A 20,075-nucleotide genomic window follows, 5' to 3' on the forward strand; every position below is an offset into this window, starting at 1 on the left:
AGGCTCCCTCTTTCGTCATTGCGAGCGCAGCGAAGCAATCCATGCTTCCGCGGCGACGCTATGGATTGCTTCGCTGCGCTCGCAACGACGGTTACGCAAATTCCAGGATCAGCGCGTCGACCGCCAGCGTGGCGCCGGCCGCCGCATGGATCTTCTTCACCGTGCCGTCGCGCTCGGCGCGCAGCACGTTCTGCATCTTCATTGCCTCGACCACGGCCAGCGTCTCGCCGGACTTGACCTCCTGCCCTTCGCTCACGGCAATCGACACCACGAGCCCCGGCATCGGACACAGCAGCTTCTTGCCGGTGTCGGCGGCCGATGTCACCGGCATCAGCCGGGCGGCCGCGGCCTCACTTTCGGTGAAGACGTTGACCGCGACGTCAAAGCCCTGATGCGCCAGGCGGATGCCGTTCGGGATCGCGCGCACCTGCATCGCCACGAAGTGGCCGTCGATGGTGCCCTGCCAGACCGGCTCGCCGGGCGTCCAGTTGGAAGCCAGATTGTGCGGATTGCCGGGCAGACCATCGGCGCCGATGAAGCGCACCGCGATGCCGTCAGCCTCGCGTGCCACGTCGAGCCCGATTTCGTCGCGATCGAGCCATACGGCGCGACGCCGCTCGCGTTGCACCAGGCGCCCGGTCAACTGTCCGGAAATCTGCCGCTTGCGTTCGCCGAGCACGTGGTCGATGGCAGCACCGACCGCAGCCAGCCGCCGCGCGACCTCACCTTCCGGCGGACGCGCGGAAAAGCCTTTCGGAAACTCCTCGGCAATGAAACCGGTGGAAAGCTTGCCCTCGCGCCAGCGCGGATGGTTCATCAGCGCCGACAGGAACGGAATGTTATGCCTGATGCCGTCGACGTAAAACGCGTCCAGCGCGGTCGATTGCGCCTCGATCGCAGCGGCGCGCGACGGCGCATGCGTGACGAGCTTTGCGATCATCGGATCGTAGTGGATCGAGATTTCGCCGCCTTCCTGCACGCCGGTGTCGTTGCGGATCGTAATGCCGTCATAGCTCGCTTCGGCCGGCGGCCGGTATTTCACCAGCCGGCCAATGGAGGGGAGAAAATTGCGGAACGGATCCTCGGCATAGACGCGGGATTCCACCGCCCAGCCGGTCAGCGTGACGTCCTTCTGCGCAATCGAGAGCTTCTCGCCGGCCGCGACCCGGATCATCTGCTCGACGAGGTCGATGCCGGTGATCAGTTCGGTGACGGGATGTTCGACCTGCAGGCGGGTATTCATCTCCAGGAAATAAAAACTCTTGTCCTGGCCGGCGACGAATTCGACCGTGCCTGCGGAATCGTAATTCACCGCTTTTGCCAACGACACCGCCTGCTCGCCCATCTTGCGGCGGGTGGTCTCGTCGAGCAGCGGCGACGGCGCCTCCTCGATGACCTTCTGGTTGCGGCGCTGGATCGAACATTCGCGCTCGCCGAGATAGATCACGTTGCCATGCTTGTCGCCCAGCACCTGGATCTCGATATGGCGGGGATCGACGATGAACTTTTCGATGAAGACGCGGTCGTCGCCGAACGACGATTTTGCCTCGGCCTTGGCGAGGTTGAAACCTTCGGCGACTTCCGATTTCGAATGCGCGATCCGCATCCCCTTGCCACCGCCGCCGGCGGAGGCCTTGATCATCACGGGGTAGCCGATCTCGTCGGCGATCTTCACCGCGTGCTTTTCGTCCTCGATGACGCCGAGATGTCCCGGCACCGTCGAAACTTTTGCCTTCGCCGCGGCCTTCTTGGATTCGATCTTGTCGCCCATCGCGGCAATGGCGCCTGGATTGGGACCGATGAAGACGATACCCGCCTTGGCGAGCTCGCGCGGAAACGCCTCGCGCTCGGACAGGAAGCCATAGCCGGGATGCACGGCCTCCGCGCCGGTCTTGCGGCAGGCCTCGACGATCTTGTCGATCAGCAGGTAACTCTCGCTTGCTGCCGGCGGGCCGATCAGCACGGCGTCATCGGCCATTTCGACATGGAGCGCATCACGGTCGGCCTCGGAATACACGGCCACCGTCTCGATCCCCATCCGGCGCGCAGTCTTGATGACCCGGCAGGCGATCTCGCCGCGATTTGCGATCAAAATTCTCTTGAACATGTTCTTCTTGCTTGAGCTTTGGGCAGGATCCTCACCCGCAATGTGACATGCGGGGACGCGGGTAACAAACCCGTCGTACAGCAAAAATCGATGGAGGCAACGGGTCTCGTATCGGCCGATGGCGCCAGGCGGCGGCAATTTATCCGGAATAGGCGTTGAAGCGCCCCCGCGCATAGGCGCGGGATACCGCCTTCATCAGCTCGCCGACCTCGGATTCCAGATATTCATTGGCGACAATCAGCGCACGGATCGTCGCCCTCGTGTCGCCGCCGCAGGCTGAAATCGCTTGATCCACCGCGGTTTCCAGCCCGTCGTCCTCTTCGAATTTCGGCTGCGAAGAGGACGTCATGGCAAATATTCCGTGTTGAGCGACGGCGCTAATGTTCCTATTTTGTTCTTACGAAGTCAATGGGCCATTCGGTAGGTGGCCACGGCGGCGCTGACAATTTTCCCCAACCTGCTTCGATGCGCGATTAGCGCGAGCGCCTTGGTTCAATCACCTCACCTTATGCTAGAAGGCGCACGCGGGTGTGGAATTGATTTGAAATGAAACAGATGCGGTTACGAATTTTTCTGGTTGCAGCGCTGCTATCGATACTTCCGGCCAGCCAGAGTTCGGCCGCCACCGCCATCGTCCGCGATGGCGGCACGCTTCAGCTTGGCAACCTCACCTACCGGCTCGACGGCATCGATGTCCCGACCGTCGACCAGCTCTGCATCGACGAGCACGCCGATAGCTGGACCTGCGGGATCGAGGCGCGCGATCAACTGACCAAATTGATCGGCGGCAGGCAGGTCCGCTGCGACGATCTCGGCCCCGATCCCGCCTTCAAGAAACGGCACATTGGCGTCTGCAAGGTCGAGGGCGAAACCACAAGTCTCAGCCAGTTGCTGGTCCGCAACGGCTTTGCCCTGAATGTCGAAGCCTCCGCCACCGGACGCTTCCAGGTGGACGAGGCCCGCGCCAAGGAAAACCGCCAGGGATTATGGAAAGGCTGCTTCGCCGCGCCGCGCGAGTTCCGCGTTGCGAAGAAGGACGGCGCCCTGCTCGGCGCCGCGTGCCGGACCGACCGCGACCGCGAAATCCGCGAGGCCTTGTTCCCGGAGGATCTGGTGATGCCGGCTGCCTGCAACATCAAGGGCAAATACGCCGTCCGCGCGCGCGTCACCGGGAACCTCGGCATCTATCATCTGCAGGCGTGCCGCTCCTATCCGGGGCTGACCAATCCGGATCGCTGGTTTTGTTCCGAGGAAGACGCGCAGGCCGCCGGGTTCCGCAGGGCCTATAACTGCCGATCAACCACAAAGAGCAAATGAAGCTGGCAAAACCGCCGCTTCCTGTGTGAAAGTACCGGCAAAGGTTGCCGGTACGCATGACCCATTCGGACACTTCGAGCGTCTCGCCTGAAATCGCCGCCGCCGAGCGCCTGCGGCAACATCTGCAGGAAATCGCCAACGAGCGCGACAGTGCGCACCGCGCGCTGCAGGAGCGCGAGGCGGAACTGGCGCGGATCCAGCGCATCGCCGGCGTCGGCGGTCTCGAAATCGACTTCCGCGGCGGCGTCAAGAATCGCCGCTCTCCCGAATATCTGCTGGTTCACGGCCTGCCGCCCGAATCGGCCAACGAGACCTACGGGGAATGGGTCGAACGAATCCATCCTGAGGACCGCGAGCGAACGATCCGGCATCTGGTTCGCACGCTGAAAGGCAAGAGCGAGGATTATTCGGCCGAATACCGCATCATCAGGCCGAATGACGGCGCGACCCGCTGGATTCGCGTCGTCGGCAAGGTCGAGCGTGACGCTAGCGGCCGCGCGCAGCGCCTGGTCGGCGCCGATTGCGACGTCACCCCCCAGGCGCTGGCGCAGGCCACGTTGCGCGAAAGTGAGGAGCGCTTTCGCCTGATCGCCGACAGCGCGCCGGTGCCGGTCTGGGTTACCAAGCTCGACCGCACGCGTTCCTTCGCCAACCAGGCCTATCTCGATTTCCTCGGGCTGCCGTTCGAGGAAGCCATCGTGTTCGACTGGCGCAAGCGGCTGCATCCGGACGACCAGCAACGCGTCGTGCAGGAATCAATCGCCGGCGAGGCTTCGCTCAAGCCATTCGTGCTGGAAGCCCGCTACCAGCGCGCCGACGGCGAATGGCGGTGGTTGCGCTCCGAATCCCAGCCGCGCTGGGACCCGACCGGAGGCCACATCGGCTTCATCGGCGTCGCTCACGACATCACGGCAGCCAAGCAGGCCGAGCACGATCTGCGCCGGCTGAACGAAATTCTCGAAATGCGGATCACCGAGCGGACGGCGCAGCTCGAATCCAGCGAAGCCCAGATGCGGGCAATCTTCGAAACCAGCCATCAGTATCAGAGCCTGCTCAACCTGCACGGCGACGTGCTGTATGCCAACAAGACGGCGCTCGCCGGAATCAGCACCGACGCCCGTGAAGTGATCGGCCAGCCGTTCTGGGAAACGCCGTGGTTTTCCGCGACGCCTGGCATGCGCGACACCGTCCGCGACGCCTTTATCGCCGTCATGCGGGGCGAAGAAATCCAGACCGAGATGATGCTGCATCTGCCAATTGGCGATCGCTATTTCGACTTCGCGATGCGCCCGCTGCACAACCAGCACGGCGCGGTGATCGGCGCGGTACCGGAGGCCATCGACGTCACCGAACGCCGCCAGGGCGAGGAAGCGCTGCGCCAGTCGCAGAAGATGGAAGCGGTCGGACAATTGACCGGCGGCGTCGCGCACGATTTCAACAATCTCTTGACCATCATCCGCTCCGCGACCGATTTCCTGCGCCGCCGCGAACTCCCCGAGGAGCGCCGCCGGCGTTATATCGACGCGATAGCCGAGACGGTGGAGCGCGCCTCCAAGCTGACCGGACAATTGCTGGCATTCGCCCGCAGGCAGCCCTTGAAGCCGCAGGTATTCAATGTCGGCACCCAGGTCGAGGCAGTCGCGCAACTGATCCGCCCGCTGGTCGGCGCCCGGATCAGGATCGACGTCGACATTGCCGCCACCAATTGTTTCGCGATCGCCGATATCGCGCAGTTCGAAACCGCGCTGATGAATCTTGCCGTCAACAGCCGCGATGCCATGAACAGCGAGGGCCGGCTGAACATCCGCGTCCGCAAGGTGGATGCCATTCCGCCGCTGCGCGCCCAGCCCGCCCGCAGCGGCGACTTCGTCGCCATCACCGTGACCGACACCGGCAGCGGCATCGCGCCCGCTTTGCTCGAGACCATCTTCGAGCCGTTCTTCACCACCAAGGAAGTCGGCAAGGGCACCGGCCTCGGCCTCAGCCAGGCGTTCGGCTTTGCCAAGCAATCCGACGGCGACATCGCGGTCGCGAGTGAGCACGGCCAAGGCGCGACGTTCACGATCTACCTGCCGCAGGCGGCTGTCCCGGCCGATGCCGTCGAGGCCGCCGCCACGGGGAGCGAACCCGCCGCGCGCGGCCGCGGCTACCGCGTGCTCGTGGTCGAGGACAATGACGACGTCGGACAGTTCTCTACCGAGCTGTTGGAAGATCTCGGCTACACGGTCCGCCGCGTCGCCAGCGCGGATGCCGCGCTCGCGATCCTTGCCCAGGACGAGTTTTCCGCTGATCTCGTGTTTTCCGACGTCATCATGCCCGGGATGAACGGCGTCGAACTCGCCGGCATCGTGCGCGAGCGCTATCCCGGCCTGCCCGTGGTCCTGACCAGCGGCTACAGCAACGTGCTGGCGGAGAATGCCCACCGCGGCTTCGAGCTGATCCAGAAACCCTATTCAGTGGAATTGCTGTCGCGCAGTCTCAGGAAGGCGATTTCCGAGGCGCGCCGCTAGCTCAAGCCGCAGCCTCGACGCCGGCCTGGCCCGATGCCAGTAACGTGCGGATCTCCTGCGCCGGGCGCGCCGCGCTGAACAGAAAACCCTGCATCTGGGTACATCCGAGATTCTGTACGGTCTCGCGCTGCTGCAGGGTCTCAACGCCTTCCGCGGTCGTGACCATGTTGCGGTCGGCTGCGATGCTCACCACCGCGCGGATGATCGAGGCCGACGATGAATTGCGCGTCACTTCCTTGACGAAGGAACGGTCGATCTTGATCTTGTCGAACGGGAAATGCTGCAGATATTGCAGCGACGAATAGCCGGTTCCGAAATCGTCGAGCGCGATATGAACCCCGAGCGCGCGAAGCTGGTTCAGCGTCGCGAGCGCCGCATCATCGTCCGCGATCAGGACGGCTTCCGTAATCTCCAGTTCCAGCCGGCGCGGGTCGAGCCCGGTCTCGGACAGAACGGAAGCGACCTTCAGCGACAGTGTTTCCGACCGGAATTGAATCGGCGAGACGTTGACGGCAACGCGGACATCGGCCGGCCATGCGGTTGCTTCCGCGCAGGCGGTGCGCAACACCCACTGCCCGATCTCCTCGATCAGGCCGGTTTCCTCGGCGACCGGAACGAAGTCGGCCGGAGAGACCATGCCGCGCACCGGATGCCGCCAGCGCAGCAGCGCCTCGCAGCCGGTGACACGGTCGCTGTTCAGATCGACCTGCGGCTGATAGTGCAGTTCGAGGCCGCCCTGCGCCAGCGCCGCGCGCAAATCCGCCTCCAGTTCGCGGCGATGGTTGGCCTGCTGCTCCATCGCGGGATCGAAGAAGCGATAGGTTCTGCGGCCGGCCGCCTTCGCCGCATACATCGCGAGATCGGCGTTCTTCAGGAGATCGAACAGGTCTGAGCCGTCGCGCGGGGCGATCGCGATGCCGATGCTGGCGTCGCTGGAAAGCTGGTGGCCGTGGCAATCGAACGGGGTTCGCAGCGCCTGATAGATTCGCCCGACCGCCGCCTGGACGTCCCCGGTGCTGCCGATGCCACGCTGCACGATGGCGAATTCATCGCCGCCGAGGCGGGCGATGAAATCCTCGGGCCCGACCGACTGGCGCAACCGCTCCGCCACGCCCTTGAGAAACTCGTCGCCGATCAGATGTCCCAGCGTATCGTTGATACGCTTGAACTCGTCGATGTCGATATAGAGGATTGCGAACGGGCGCCCATCGCCGTCGCGGAGCAATTCCTCGGCATGGCGCTGGAGCATCGTCCGGTTCGGGAGATCGGTCAGCGCGTCGTAATGCGCCAGATGTTCGATCCTGGCCTGGTCGCGCCGCACTTCGGTAACGTCTTCCAGCGTCGTGGCCCAGCCGCCGTCCGGCGACCGCTTGTAGATCAGCCGGATCGTGCGTCCGTCCGGCGTCGAGGTCACCGTATCCTGAACCAGGTTGCCGGTCGGATCGAGAAACCTGGCGCAATAGGCATCCACGTCACCGACAAAGGAACCGCGCTGCTGACGGTAGAGGATCAGGTCGCGCAGATGGCAGCCGGGTTTGACCACGTCGGTCGAAAGCCCGAACATGTCGATATATTGCTGGTTGCAGATCACGAGCCGGCCTGAGGAATCGAACAGCAGCAGGCCCTGCGTCATGTTGTTGATGGCGGTGTCGAGATGCTGGCTCTTTTCCGAGAGCTTGCGCTGGGCTGCGGCATGCTGCCGGCGCAGCTGTCGCACGATCAGGAACACCATGCCGATCACGACGATGACCGCCGCTGCGGCCGCAAAGAATTGCAGCCTGGTCTGCGCGCGCCAATCATGCAGTGCGGCCGAGGTCTGGGTGGTCGCGACGATCAGGATCGGGAAGTGCTCCAGCGACTTGACCGCGCCGACCTTGTCATCCAAAAATCTCTCGCTGGTGAAACGTCCCGAAATGTTGCCGTCCACCGCGAGCGCACGCTGAAACCCGGCCGAGTTCGCGACGTTCTGGCCGATCAACCTGTCGTTCTTGGGGTAGCGGGCGATGACGGTGCCGTCGCGGTGAATCATCGAAATCGCGGTGCCGCTGTCGAGCGCCAGCGACGCGACGAAGTTTTCGAAGTGGGAAGGTTCGACGCCGCGGACGGCAAAGCCGATGATCTCGCCCTTGCGGCCGATGATCTTTCGCGCAAACACCGTCGTCCAGACCTTGGTCACCTTGCTTACGACCGCCTCGACGATCACGTCAGGCGTCGGCTCGCCCGACATGAACTCCCGGAAGTAGCGCCGGTCAGTGACGGTGCTATCGGCCACCGGCCACATCTCGGATGAGTTGATCAGTGCGCCCTTGGCGCTCCACAGATTGAGGGCGCCGACATACGGCAGCACCGAGAGCTTCGTGCGCAGCAACTCGTGCGCGCCCAACGTCGACATCTTCGTCTCGAAGTCGTCTGCGGTGTGGACCCCGTCCGCCCGCAGGCCGTTCACGACGTCTTCCTGGACATGCTGGAGGTCGAGCAGTTGCTGGTCGAAATGCCGCGACAGCAACAGCGCGCTGTTATTGAGTGCGCGCTCGGCGACTTGCAGCGCCCGCTCGCGGTACTGCATCGCGAAATAGCCGGTGGCAAGCATGATCGCGATCACGAGCGCCGCCGCACTCAGGATCAGCCACTGGATGGCTCCCAGCCTGATCCGCCACGGCATGCCGGCACCGAACAGCGGCTGGCTCCCCGCGATGATTTCTTGCGATGAATTATTCAGCACTTCCGCTGCCCCCACAGGCGCTTGTTGTAGGGGAACACAACCCAAAAGGGCGTTAGCAAAGTGAGTTATCGCGAGGTTAAAGCGGCGACGGAATCAGGCGGATTCCGCCAGTTCAGCTTCCTTGAGGCTGCATTCGATCAGCGCCCCGCCGATCGTAAACTCCGAGAACGGCGACTGCTCGGTCGCGGCCTGCAGCGGCGCGAAGAACTGCGAGTCCCCGGGGCTCTTCAGAAAGAAGCGGATGTGGCTGGCGGTCATCGTGTCCCTCGACAGCCATACGATGCCGGAGAACAGCTCCACCATCATCTGGGCATATTGCCCGGCGCTCGCGATCCCCAGTTCGTAAATCGGCGACACCACAATGAAGCGCGCACGCAGGATCGGGTTTGGAAACTTGCTCATCATCAGGCGGCTGACCTGACAGGTCGCATGAACCCGCTCGCCGTCGGAAAGGCAGTAAAGGTTGGGATTGTCGCCGTCCTTGGTCAGGGCGTCGTAGGCGGAGAACATTCCGGTCGAGAAGGTCGAAAAGTCCTCGCCGACGCTTTCGGCATCCTTCTTCCATTGGCCCTTGATCGACCGCCAGGACCTGTCCGGATCTTTCATCGGCAGAAGGCGCATTGCTTAACCGGGGGTTAAATGCAGATTTGCTCATCAGTACCTTACAGCCTGCGACTAAACGTTTGCTTACGTGTGGAACTGCCCGGCCGGTATTAGTACGGAACTGCAAAACAACGACCTGCGCGAGTGCTTCCAACCAGCTCCATCAATGGTTTAAGCGCGATCCGGCGTGACTTGGCCGCGCGAGGGATCCCGCGCGTTGTTTGCTGTAGAGGACAAATCCGGTGAGGCTTGCTCCTACGAGGTTTGCCACAACAATGATCCAGTCCGCTTTGATGGCCCCATACGCCACCCAAAACACAAGACCGGGAAGTCAACGCGATCAGCGTGCGCGATGAGAGGTCGTCGGTCGGTTGACCGGACCAGACTTTCTTCACCTGCGGAATGTTGGAGAGCGAACTCAACAGCGCTGCAATCGCGCCGACGACAGTTTCGAGAAATTGCATTTCTTCTGTCGTCCTGTGCGGGCCTGCTGTCGCCGCTGGAGGTGCCTGCTACGACGCGTACGCAAGGCGATCGTTCCAGTCATGTGCAAGACAATGGCTCCCGGACTACAGGAACGATCGTGCCGGGTGCGGGTTTTCCCGTATCGGCGTTCCTTCCCCCCGCAACGTCGAGCCTGAGCCCCGCAAATCCCATGAACGGGGTTGGCGGGGCTGCTTCTTCTCATCTCGCGAGGGCTGACGATGGCACTGCTTCGGATACGGCCCTCTCGGGCCGACATCGAAATCGCCGAACAGATTTCGGATCGTACCAGTCCGGAAGTCGAACGGATTGCCGAGGCCCTCACCTGGGGCGCCGACGAACATGTCATGTGCGCGCTCGCCGCCGGCTGGTGGTTCTACTGCAGGCGTCGAAGCCCGCGCCATCGCGCCGACAGCAACCATATCCTGCTCACGACGGTCGCCGTGACGCTTCTGCCCCATTTTTTGAAGTCGATCTTCGACCAGAGGCGGCCGGACCGTCTGACGGTCCGCGGGCACCTCCATGGCGTGCCATTTTCGGGAAAGCCGCTCGACGCCTTTCCATCCGGCCATGCCATCCATGTCGGCGCGCTGGCATCGGCCGCTACGGTGCTGCCGCCTGCGAAACGCAATCTGGTCTGGTCGATCGGCGCGGGCCTGGTCCTGACGCGGATCGTTCTGCTGGCGCACTGGACCAGCGATGTGATCGCGGGCCTCGCAAACGGAGCCGTGGTCGAGCGCCTGCTCAGGCGTTGGACGGGTTTCGGATTGCTCCGCCGGGAATAGTTGGACCCCGAGGCATCCTTGCAAGCAAATCCGGCGGCGCTTGCCTAAAGACATCAGCACCGCCGGCCGCTACTTGGCGTTAGGCCGCGGCCTCATAATTGACGGCGGTCTCGGCAAGCTTGGTCAGGCTTTCGTCGGTCTTCTTCTCTTCGGCCAGGGTCTGGTCGAGCAGCTTCGCGGCTTGCGGGTTGTTGAGCTTGAGCGCCCAGGCCTTCAGCGTGCCGTAGCGTGAAATCTCGTAATGCTCGACCGCCTGAGCCGCCGCCAGCAGGCCGGCGTCGAGCGCGGGCGTGTCGGCATACTCTTCCATGATCTCCTTGCCTTCGTCGAGGATGCCCTCGATGGCGTCGCACTTCTTGCCGCGCGCGGCCTTGCCGAGCAGCTCGAATACCTTTTCGAGGCGCTCGATCTGCCCTTCCGTCTCGTCGTGGTGCTTTTCGAAAGCGGCCCGCAGCTTGTCCGAATTGGCCGCCTTCGCCATTTTCGGAAGCGCCTTCAGTATCTGCTTTTCGGCATAGTAGATGTCCTTGAGTGTATCGAGAAATAGTTCGTTGAGGTCTTTCTCAGCCATGACGTTCTCCATTGTTGGTGCGCCGACAACGTTGGATTGAACGGAATGGTTCCTATGCCGACCCGCCCGAGCTTCAGCGCGCGGGCGATCGTCCAGGTGGGCCGTGATGGACGGCACGGCCGAGTTGTTTGTCCAGCCTGCCTGCCTCAATTGCCATGGCGAGCGCGAGCATGACCTCCGATTGTGAAGTGCAGGAACGTAAACTACGGGGCGCCGAGACCGCGGTCATCTTGCGAAGGATCAATCGTGATGGTGATCGGAAACACGCATGTTGCGGCGCGTTGCGATACGCAATTCGGCCATCATTTGCCGCTTAGCCTTTCCAATTATTGCTTAAAAACAAAATTGCTGAGGGGGAATTTCATGCGCGCAATCGTTGGCGTTGCCGTTTGCATGCTGTGGGCTTTGTTCGCAGGCGCCGCAGGTGCGCAGCAGCGCGCCCCCGCTCAAGGCAACGAACTCCCCGAGCGTGACCTTCTCAATGCCGGCACGGTCACGGTGATCACGGCTCCGATTGGCGGTCCGATGTCGATCATGGGCTCGGACATGGCATCGGTGCTCGACGATGGCGACAAGCTCCGGGTGCTGCCGATCCTCGGCAAGGGCTCGGTCCAAAATCTCATCGACATCCTCCGTCTCAAGAACATCGACATGGGCTTCGTCACGTCCGATGCGCTGGAGTTTGCCAAGACCGAATACAACATTCCTGACATCCCCAAGCGCGTCCGGTATATCACCCGTCTGTTTCACAACGACATTCACATCGTGGCACGGCAGGAGATCCGCAGCCTGCAGGATCTGCAGGGAAAGAAGATATTCGCCGAACGGAGCATCGGATTGCCGGCGGCGCGCATCATCTTCCGCCGCATGGGCATCCAGGCTGACATCGATTCGCAGACCGATCCCGACGGCGGCCTGCAAAAGCTGCTCGGCGGCGAGCGGGACGCGTGGATCGCGAGCGTTTCGAAGGGCGCCCCGGTCATCAAGAATATCAAGAACGAAGCAGGCAAATTCCATCTGCTGGAGATCCCCTACGCAAAACCATTGCAGGACATCTATCTGCCGTCGTCTTTCACATCCGAAGAATACCCAAACCTCGTGGCCAAAGACACCAAGGTCTATGCCCTTGCCGTTCCAACCGTACTGATGGTGTATAACTGGCCACCCGAGAGCGAGCGCTACCGGAGGGTGGCGCGGTTCGTTGATGCGTTGTTCGGCAAGATCGGGCAATTGCAGCAGCCGCCCCGTCACCCGAAATGGAAAGACACCGGAATATCAATCAACGTCGCCGGGCTGGAACGTTTCAAGCCGGCACAGGACTGGCTCGACAAAACCCAACCGGGGACCACACAACAAGGCCCGACCGCTGCAACGGCCGAAGAATTCCGTAGCTTCCTCGTCCAGAAAAACGGCGGTGAAAACGTTTCTCAACAGGATACAGCCAAGGCTTACAACGACTTTCTTCGATGGCGGGCTGGACAGAAATAACGGCGTCTGCGACGCCATGTCCCTTCGCTCCAACGTGTAACGGCGAACGCCGGCCCCTCGCGCAACGAAGGCGTCGGACGTTAGCCCGTGCTGGCCGACTGCCACGGCTTTGTCCGGGCGATCGCCGCCTCGGTCTACCCTGCTCTCGCGCCGGGCGCGTTCCTTGTCGGTGGGCTGGTCCCGTCCGTGGTCGTCACGGACGATGCCCTGCTCATGACCCCCGCGCGGGCGATCCGGGCTCCATGTTTTCCTTGGATTGCCCGGGAATATCGGGTTTTGACCGCCTGCCGCCGCGCGCTGCCCTTGAGGCCGGTTCCAGCCAATGTAACAATCCTGTCGCAGAGAAAAATTAGACCAAGATAACGGCGGCTCGACGGGCTGCTTCATATGAGGAAGATCTCATGCGCCGCACAATCGTATTGCTATCGGCCAGCCTGTTCACGTTCGCCGCAAGTGCGGCCTCCGCGCAAAACGCCACGCCGCGTAACCTGATCCTGTTCGTGCCGGACGGCCTGCGCGGGCGCATCGTGACACCGCAGACCGCCCCCGCGATGGCCGAGGTGCGTGACAAGGGCGTCAACTTCAAGAATTCGCATTCGCTGTTTCCGACCTTCACCATGGCGAACGGCTCCGCGATGGCCAGCGGCCATTACCTCGGCGATACCGGCACCTTCAGCAACACGATCTACACCGGCTATTCGTCCGTGCCGGCCGGCGACACCGTCGTGCCCTTCATCGAAAACGACGCGGTGCTCGGCGACGTCGATGAGCATTTCAACGGCGACTATCTGAACGAGGAAACCATTCTGAAGATGGCCCGCGCGCAAAACTTCTCGACCGCCGCGATCGGCAAGCTCGGCCCGACCTATCTTTTCGACCATACCGACGGTGGCAAGAACACCATCGTGATCGACGATTCCACCGGCGGCAAGAATGGCGTGCCGCTGTCCGACGAAATGAAGGACGCGCTGACCAAGGCCGGCCTGCCTTTGGTAACGACGCCACGCGGCGAAAACAGCAAGGCCGGCGACGCCAAGACACCGGGCACCACGACGGCGAATGTCGCCCAGCAAGCTTACATGGCCGACGTCGCCGCCAAAGTCGTGCTGCCGATGTTCAAGGCGCGCAACAAACCGTTCGTGCTGGTGTTCTGGTCGCGCGATCCGGACGGCAGCCAGCACAACACCGGCGACAGCCTCAACACCATTACCCCCGGCATCAACGGGCCGACCTCGATGGCCGGCATCAAGAACGCGGACAATAATCTGGCCCAACTGCGCAAGGCGCTGGACGACCTCGGCCTCGCCGCCTCGACCAACATCATCATTTCCTCCGATCATGGCTTCTCGACCATTTCGAAGGAAAGCAAGACCAGTCCGTCGGCCAAGATGTCCTACGACGACACACCGAAGGATTTCCTCCCGATGGGCTTTGTAGCGATCGACCTTGCAAAGGCGCTGAACCTGCCGCTGCACGATCCTAATAACAAGAACGCGCCCGTGGCTGATAACGCCCATCCCAAGGCCGGTAACGGCGTGCTGGGAAAGGACCCGACGAAACCCGATCTGGTGATCGCCACCAATGGCGGATCTGACCTGATCTACATTCCCGGCAAAGACCGCAAGCTCGCGGACCGCACCATCAAGGCGCTGCTGGAACAGGATTACGTCAGCGGCATCTTCGTCGACGACGAGTTCGGAAATTTCCCCGGTACGCTGCCGATGTCGCAACTTGGTCTCAAGGGCAAGGCGGTCGTGCCGCACCCGTCGATCGTGGTCAATTTCCGCTCCTGGTCATCGGGATGCGACGAGCCGACCAACTGCTCGGTGCAGATTGCCGATACCGTCCTGCGCCAGGGCCAGGGCATGCATGGCAGCTTCAGCCGCGGCGATACCTTGAACTTCACGGCGGCGATCGGGCCCGATTTCAAATCAGCGTATGTCAATCCCCTCCCCGTCAGCAACGCCGATGTCGGCGCGACCGCAGCAAAGATCATGGGCCTCACGCAGAAAGCCAAGGGCAAGCTGATCGGCCGCATCATGACCGAGGCCATGCCCAACGGCGCAACGCCGAAGGCCTATGCCGGCACCGTGAAGTCGAAGCCGGCGGCGAACGGCTTGCGCACCGTGCTGAACTTCCAGCGCGTCGGATCGCAGCGCTATTTCGACACGGCGGGTTTTCCCGGCCGCACGCTGGGGCTCGACGCGGGCGAAGGCAAGCAGAAGACGGCGGGGAAATAACTCCGCCGAGCGTCGGATCATCCGATGTTCCATAGCCCCTTGTGGATGTCGAATTTCACCAGACCTTCGTCGCGCATTTTCAGAAGCAGGGATTGGCAGGCTTCCTCATTCGGAAGATTGGCACGCCGCATGAGCTGGTAGGCCTTCTGCGGCTTCTCGCGAAGCGCATTCAGGATATTCTCGCGATCTTTCAGCATACTTGGTCCTGCAATCCCCAATTGGCGTTCATGATGAGCTGCTCAGGCCGCGACGAGTTTGATCTGACCGTCTTCAAAGCTTCCCGCCGCGAGCGCGTCGCGCGCCATCTTTTCGATCACAGGCCAGTTTGCAAGAAGATATTTTTGAGCCAGCGCCTTGGTCGGAAGCTCCGTTTGCAGAATGCAGTTCTGCCGCACGTTTCCGTTCGCGATTTGAAAGGACACCGCTTGCGGCCCCTCGATGATCTCTTGTTCGGTGGGCTTGGCAGCTATCCGCATCGCTATTCCTTTGTGAGCGCCTGATTGGGCCAAGCTGCCGAAACCGGCATGAACCGCCGCGCCCCGGTCTGTTTCTTAAGCTTGCGAATGAGCGATGGCCAGCTAGTGCTGATCGTCCTCAGCCTCAGGAGACCGTTTCGGCCTCTGCTCCGTGGTGGGCTGTGTATTGCGGACCGCCTCGGCCAGCATGAGGCGCAACTCATCCTTGGACATCGGTGGTTGCCGTGTGGTCGATGCTTTCCATTGTGCCATGTGTATTTATATGGGGTGCCCGAACGAGAATTAAAGCCCGGAACCTAAACTCCGGGAACCCCAGCGTGTGGCCAAAATCGGCGCAAATGACCCGAAGCGACGTGGTAACCACCCTCAAGTGGGCAGTGGCCCTGCGCCCCTCTAAGTTTCGAGGGCAAACCTCAGGCGTATCACATCGCAAGAATGCGCAAGCTCATTCAGCCTTCATTGCGAGCGCAGCGACGCAATCCACCTCTCCACTTGCGGCGCCATGGATTGCTTCGCTGCGCTCGCAATGACGTGGTAGGCTGCAGCGTACTGGTATCCCGCTTTCGCGGAGGACGACGCAGGACCAATCAAACAAAAACGGCGGGAATGACCCCGCCGTTTTGAAACCGATCAATCGCCGGATGATACTATAGCATCCCCATGTCCAGCATGCCCGGCAGTTGCGCGAGCGGCAGGGCGGCGGCGCCGATCAGGGTTGCGACCAGCGCCGTGAGGCGGTGGTTGATGCGGCGCTTGCCACGCATCTGGCTGGCAAGCCATTCCAGCACTTTGGTATCGATGCTGGCGGCCTGCGTCGGCGCCCAGCTCTCGATGTCGGTATCGGGCGACAGCGCAACGGTGCGCGGCGGCACCGGCAGGCCGGACTCGGACGCCGCATGATGGGTGACCGCCTTGGCCAAAAGATCGTCAAAACGTCCGTCGTCGGTACGCTCGGCGGCGGCGTCGCTGATTTCAAACAGCGCCTCGACTTCGGCGCGGCTCACCGGCTGATGCTCGACCGCGCTCACGGTCAGGAAGCGCGCGCACCAGGCGGCGTCGTCGGCATCGAGTGCGCGGGAAAAATGGATACGGCCCTTGGTCGTGGGTCCCTCGCCCGTGATCACGCCGTCGCGCACGATCGTGAGCGCGTGGGCTGCGGTCTTGCGGCAGGACGGTTGCGGGACGTCGGACGTATCAGTGGACGTTTCAGCGGTCTTGGCAGTCGGGGCAGGCATAGTTGTACTTCTCAATTTCTTTTTTCAGACCCAGCATTTCCATACGGGGCATGAACGAGCGGTTAACGATTCGAAACTGGCAGTTCGAGATTTTTAGATGGTTGCCAATTGGTCGCTGTGACATCGGTCACGGTTCAGGCCGCAGCGGCCTGATGGCAAAGCGGCCCGGCGTGATGCGGGCGATAAAAGGCAAAATCGGGGCAGCGAGGGCAGAAAAGTGGAACGGTTTTGGAAAGATTGCGGTCAAACAAAAGGATGGCGCCAGAATCTGACCTATCTCCGTTGAATGCAGGAGCGAGAGGGTTCTTTTCGTGGCAGAGGCGCTGATTAAAAGAAGATGCTAGGAGTTCCAGGCTTGCGGAGAAGGATCTCGCCTTTTGCGTGAACCCGTTCACTTAACCGCATCAGACTCCTATAATGTCGAAGACGAATTCCCCTGTAACTAGAATAAGATGAGGTCGAACCATGGCACTCCAGATTGGCGCAACCGCCCCCGATTTCGAAGCCCAGACCACCGAGGGAAAGATCAAATTCCACGACTGGATCGGCAATAGCTGGGCGCTTTTGTTCTCGCACCCGAAGGATTTCACCCCGGTTTGCACCACCGAACTCGGCGCTCTCGCGAAGTTGAAGCCGGAATTCGACAAGCGCGGCGTCAAGCTGATGGGCTTGAGCGTCGATCCCGTCGACAAGCATTCGAAATGGTCTGAGGATATCAAGGAAACGCAGGGCGCGGCGCCGAACTATCCGATGATCGGCGACACCGATTTCAACGTGTCGAAGCTCTACGACATGTTGCCCGCTTCCACCTCGGGCGACGTTGCCACGCGGACTGCCGCCGACAACATGACCGTCCGCAACGTCTTCATCATCGGACCGGACAAGAAGATCAAGCTGGTGCTGGTCTATCCGATGACGACGGGCCGCAATTTCGCGGAAATCCTGCGCGTGATCGACTCCCTGCAGATGACGGCCAAGCATCGCGTCGCGACGCCCGCCGACTGGAAGCAGGGCGAGGACGTCATCATCGCCGGCTCGGTCAGCGACGACGAGGCCAAGACGATATATCCGGCCGGCTGGAAGGCGCCGAAGCCGTATATCCGGATCGTGCCACAGCCGAAGTGACGGCAAGGACGTTTCGTGGCTTCGTAGGGTGGGCAAAGGCGCGCTTGCGCCGTGCCCACCATCACGGGTGATGCAAGTAGTGGTGGGCACGCTTCGCTTTGCCCACCCTACTATTCACGCCTTCGCCCCCACCCAATTCGCCACCAGCAATCCGGCGGTCGATGAGACCGCCGTCACCAACGAGCCCCAGGCGATGTCGACGATGACGACCGTCCAGCTCCAGTCCTTGAGCATTGACATCGAGGTGAGTTCGAAGGTCGCGTAGCAGAACAGGCCGAACAGCGCGCCGTAGAGCAGCGACGATTGCCAGGTCGTGCCCGCGCCGCCGCTAACGAAGATCACGACTCCGCCGACATAGAGCAGGTAAAACAGGACCGCCGGCAGGAGCTTTATCTCGCCCAGGTGGTGGCCGATCTGCGACGTGAAGAGCGCCTTGGCGACAACGCCAAGGAACAGGAAATCAATCGGGACGATGACGAACAGCGTCACCAGGTAGAGTACGACGTATCGGTTCACGGTGGCCTCCAGCCCGGGAAACGAGGGAAATCATACGGAGTAATTACGTATGTGGAGGCTTCGGGTTTCACGGGCAGCGGGTTCTGCCGCCGTGACGCTCCGCTCAGGCGGCGCGGACGCGGTCGAGGAATTTTTCGACCTCGGCCTTCAACTGCAGGCTCTCGCTCGACAGATGCTGCGCCGACGCAAACATCCGGCTCGAAGTCTCGCCGGTCTCGTCGGCGCCCTGCGCGGCGTTGCGGATGTTGGCGGCGACGTCGGCCGTGCCGCTCGCCGCTGCGCGAACGCTCTGGGCGATGTTCTGGGTGGCGCCGCGCTGCTGCTCGACCGCCGCCGAGATCGAGGTGGCAATATCGCTGATGCGCTCGATGGTCTGGCCGATCGCCTTGATCGCGCTGACCGACTCTTCAGTCGCAAGCTGCATGTTGCCGATCTGGCTGGAGATCTCCTCGGTCGCCTTCGCGGTCTGACCGGCGAGACTCTTGACCTCCTGCGCCACCACGGCAAAGCCGCGGCCAGCGTCGCCTGCCCGCGCCGCCTCGATGGTGGCGTTGAGCGCCAGCAAATTAGTCTGCTCGGCGATCGAGGTGATCAATTTCACCACGTCGCCGATCCGGGAGCCCGCTTCCGACAATTCGTTGATGCGCTGGTCGGTGGCGGCCGCCTGCTTGACGGCATCGGCCGCGATCCCGTTCGATTCCTGGACCCGGCGGGTGATTTCCGCGATCGAGCTGGAGAGTTCGTCAGAGGCGGTCGCCGCGGTGCGGACATGCTCGGAGGCGGTTTCCGAGGCGCCCGCCGACTTGCCCGAGAGCCCGGCGGTGGTCCGCGCCGTCTCGGTGAGTTGCCGCGCGACGCGCTCGAATTCGCTGGAGGAGTTCAAAACCTTGTCGAGGATGCTGCCGACGCTGGTCTGAAACTCGTCGACGAAGCCGCGCAGTTCAGCCTTGCGCTGATCGGCGGCGGCAATGGCGGCCGCGGTCTGCTCCTCGCGCATCCGGCGGCGTTCGGCCGAGTTGTTCTTGAAGACGGCAAGCGTACGCGCAATCTCGCCGATCTCGTCCATGCGCTCTTCGCAATCGATCGCAACATCGGCTTTACCGTTGGCGATCGCGGTGAGCGAGGCCGTGACAGAGGTCAGCGGCTTGGTCACCCGGCGCACGATCAACGTGGTCAGAAGCATCACGAGAAGTGCGGCGACGACCGCGGCGATGGCCATATTCCGAATGGCTTCCGCAAGCATGCTCTCGTAATGCGCCATCGGAATGCCGACATAGATAATGCCGATGACCTTGCCGGCCGAACTCATGACCGGATAATACGCCGTCATGAACGTCTTGCCGAACAGCGTCGCCGGGCCCTTGTAGGCCTCGCCGCGGCGCAGAACGGCCTGTGCGGGATGATCAGGCGCGAGTTGGGTGCCCACGGCGCGGTCGCCGTTCTCCTTCTTGACGTTGGTGGTACGGCGAACGAACTGGTTGCTGGCCTCGTCATAGGCGAACAGGGTCGCGTTGCCGCCGGTATAGCCGACCGCACGATCGACAATCGCGTGGTCCTTGAACTCGGGCATTTTGGGAATTTCGGCGCGGGCGACGGCCCCGTCCTTCATGGTGATCTTGGCGTCGCTATAGGTCTCGGCAAACGCCAGGCCCAGCGTGCGCAAATTGACCTCGATGTCCCGCAGCGCCCGGTCGCCGAATTTGGACGTCAGCGACCAATGAGCGGCTCCTACAACCAGCGCGGTATTTACTGCGATCAAGAGGATGGCCGAGATGACAGCCTTGGTACCGAGCCGCAGCTTGAGCGCAGGCAGGAACTTTCCAACGGATCGCGTAGTCATAACGAGAAATCCCCCAAAATCGGGCCCAATCTGCCCCGTTTTGCTTACGATCGCATT

Annotated in this window: 17 protein-coding genes; 7 read left to right on the forward strand and 10 right to left on the reverse strand. The window is 62.1% G+C overall.

Annotated elements, in window-relative coordinates:
• Positions 1 to 91 precede the first annotated feature (91 nt).
• Both ACPPVP_RS27150 and ACPPVP_RS27155 read right to left on the reverse strand, forming a co-directional pair.
• The gene (locus ACPPVP_RS27150; RefSeq protein WP_426526169.1) at positions 92 to 2,107 is read right to left on the reverse strand and encodes an acetyl-CoA carboxylase biotin carboxylase subunit; all 2,016 of its coding nucleotides are present in this window, start codon (positions 2,105 to 2,107) and stop codon (positions 92 to 94) included.
• Positions 2,108 to 2,246: 139 nt separating this feature from the next.
• A complete protein-coding gene (locus tag ACPPVP_RS27155; RefSeq protein ID WP_426526171.1) occupies positions 2,247 to 2,456 on the reverse strand; it encodes a hypothetical protein in 210 nt (69 codons plus the stop codon).
• Positions 2,457 to 2,662: 206 nt separating this feature from the next.
• Here ACPPVP_RS27155 and ACPPVP_RS27160 point away from each other — a divergent pair, with 206 nt between their 5' ends.
• Together ACPPVP_RS27160 and ACPPVP_RS27165 are read left to right on the forward strand one after the other, a co-directional pair.
• On the forward strand, positions 2,663 to 3,424 hold the full coding sequence (locus ACPPVP_RS27160; RefSeq protein ID WP_426526173.1) for a thermonuclease family protein: 762 nt from the start codon (positions 2,663 to 2,665) through the stop codon (positions 3,422 to 3,424).
• A gap of 56 nt (positions 3,425 to 3,480) precedes the next feature.
• Entirely contained in the window at positions 3,481 to 5,934 is a 2,454-nt protein-coding gene (locus tag ACPPVP_RS27165) for a PAS domain S-box protein (RefSeq protein WP_426526175.1), read from the forward strand.
• Position 5,935: 1 nt separating this feature from the next.
• Here the strand turns inward: ACPPVP_RS27165 and ACPPVP_RS27170 are convergent, their stop codons facing one another.
• Complete coding sequence (locus ACPPVP_RS27170; RefSeq protein WP_426538084.1) at positions 5,936 to 8,596, reverse strand: bifunctional diguanylate cyclase/phosphodiesterase; 2,661 nt, start codon at positions 8,594 to 8,596, stop codon at positions 5,936 to 5,938.
• A 153-nt stretch (positions 8,597 to 8,749) separates the two neighbouring features.
• Positions 8,750 to 9,277, reverse strand: coding sequence for a hypothetical protein (locus ACPPVP_RS27175; RefSeq protein WP_426526177.1), 528 nt, complete (start codon positions 9,275 to 9,277; stop codon positions 8,750 to 8,752).
• Between the two features lie 686 nt (positions 9,278 to 9,963).
• On the opposite strand from ACPPVP_RS27175, the gene ACPPVP_RS27180 reads away from it, so the two are divergent.
• On the forward strand, positions 9,964 to 10,527 hold the full coding sequence (locus ACPPVP_RS27180; protein WP_426526179.1) for a phosphatase PAP2 family protein: 564 nt from the start codon (positions 9,964 to 9,966) through the stop codon (positions 10,525 to 10,527).
• 79 nt (positions 10,528 to 10,606) lie between these two features.
• On the opposite strand, the gene ACPPVP_RS27185 is transcribed toward ACPPVP_RS27180, so the two are convergent.
• On the reverse strand, positions 10,607 to 11,098 hold the full coding sequence (locus ACPPVP_RS27185) for a ferritin-like domain-containing protein (RefSeq protein ID WP_426526181.1): 492 nt from the start codon (positions 11,096 to 11,098) through the stop codon (positions 10,607 to 10,609).
• Between the two features lie 546 nt (positions 11,099 to 11,644).
• On the opposite strand from ACPPVP_RS27185, the gene ACPPVP_RS27190 reads away from it, so the two are divergent.
• A complete protein-coding gene (locus ACPPVP_RS27190) occupies positions 11,645 to 12,586 on the forward strand; it encodes a TAXI family TRAP transporter solute-binding subunit (RefSeq protein WP_426526183.1) in 942 nt (313 codons plus the stop codon).
• 401 nt (positions 12,587 to 12,987) lie between these two features.
• Positions 12,988 to 14,826, forward strand: coding sequence for an alkaline phosphatase family protein (locus ACPPVP_RS27195; protein WP_426526185.1), 1,839 nt, complete (start codon positions 12,988 to 12,990; stop codon positions 14,824 to 14,826).
• A gap of 17 nt (positions 14,827 to 14,843) precedes the next feature.
• Here the strand turns inward: ACPPVP_RS27195 and ACPPVP_RS27200 are convergent, their stop codons facing one another.
• The 3 genes from ACPPVP_RS27200 to ACPPVP_RS27210 all read right to left on the reverse strand — a co-directional run bounded on the left by ACPPVP_RS27200 (position 14,844) and on the right by ACPPVP_RS27210 (position 16,537).
• Complete coding sequence (locus tag ACPPVP_RS27200) at positions 14,844 to 15,023, reverse strand: hypothetical protein (protein WP_426526187.1); 180 nt, start codon at positions 15,021 to 15,023, stop codon at positions 14,844 to 14,846.
• 42 nt (positions 15,024 to 15,065) lie between these two features.
• A complete protein-coding gene (locus tag ACPPVP_RS27205) occupies positions 15,066 to 15,335 on the reverse strand; it encodes a hypothetical protein (RefSeq protein ID WP_426526189.1) in 270 nt (89 codons plus the stop codon).
• 614 nt (positions 15,336 to 15,949) lie between these two features.
• Positions 15,950 to 16,537 carry a hypothetical protein gene (locus ACPPVP_RS27210; RefSeq protein ID WP_426526191.1) on the reverse strand — a complete coding sequence of 196 codons (588 nt, stop codon included), beginning with the start codon at positions 16,535 to 16,537 and terminating at the stop codon, positions 15,950 to 15,952.
• A 2-nt stretch (positions 16,538 to 16,539) separates the two neighbouring features.
• On the opposite strand from ACPPVP_RS27210, the gene ACPPVP_RS27215 reads away from it, so the two are divergent.
• Complete coding sequence (locus tag ACPPVP_RS27215) at positions 16,540 to 16,809, forward strand: hypothetical protein (protein WP_426526193.1); 270 nt, start codon at positions 16,540 to 16,542, stop codon at positions 16,807 to 16,809.
• Positions 16,810 to 17,002: 193 nt separating this feature from the next.
• Positions 17,003 to 17,662, forward strand: a complete 660-nt coding sequence (locus ACPPVP_RS27220) for a peroxiredoxin (protein WP_426526195.1) — start codon at positions 17,003 to 17,005, stop codon at positions 17,660 to 17,662.
• Positions 17,663 to 17,776: 114 nt separating this feature from the next.
• Here ACPPVP_RS27220 and ACPPVP_RS27225 read toward each other — a convergent pair whose 3' ends face one another.
• Both ACPPVP_RS27225 and ACPPVP_RS27230 read right to left on the reverse strand, forming a co-directional pair.
• Positions 17,777 to 18,178 carry a DUF2177 family protein gene (locus ACPPVP_RS27225; protein ID WP_426526197.1) on the reverse strand — a complete coding sequence of 134 codons (402 nt, stop codon included), beginning with the start codon at positions 18,176 to 18,178 and terminating at the stop codon, positions 17,777 to 17,779.
• A gap of 103 nt (positions 18,179 to 18,281) precedes the next feature.
• Positions 18,282 to 20,018, reverse strand: a complete 1,737-nt coding sequence (locus tag ACPPVP_RS27230; protein ID WP_426526199.1) for a methyl-accepting chemotaxis protein — start codon at positions 20,016 to 20,018, stop codon at positions 18,282 to 18,284.
• Between the last annotated feature and the right edge of the window lie 57 nt (positions 20,019 to 20,075).

It is taken from the genome of Bradyrhizobium sp. McL0615 (assembly GCF_049993905.1).
GTDB lineage: Bacteria > Pseudomonadota > Alphaproteobacteria > Rhizobiales > Xanthobacteraceae > Bradyrhizobium.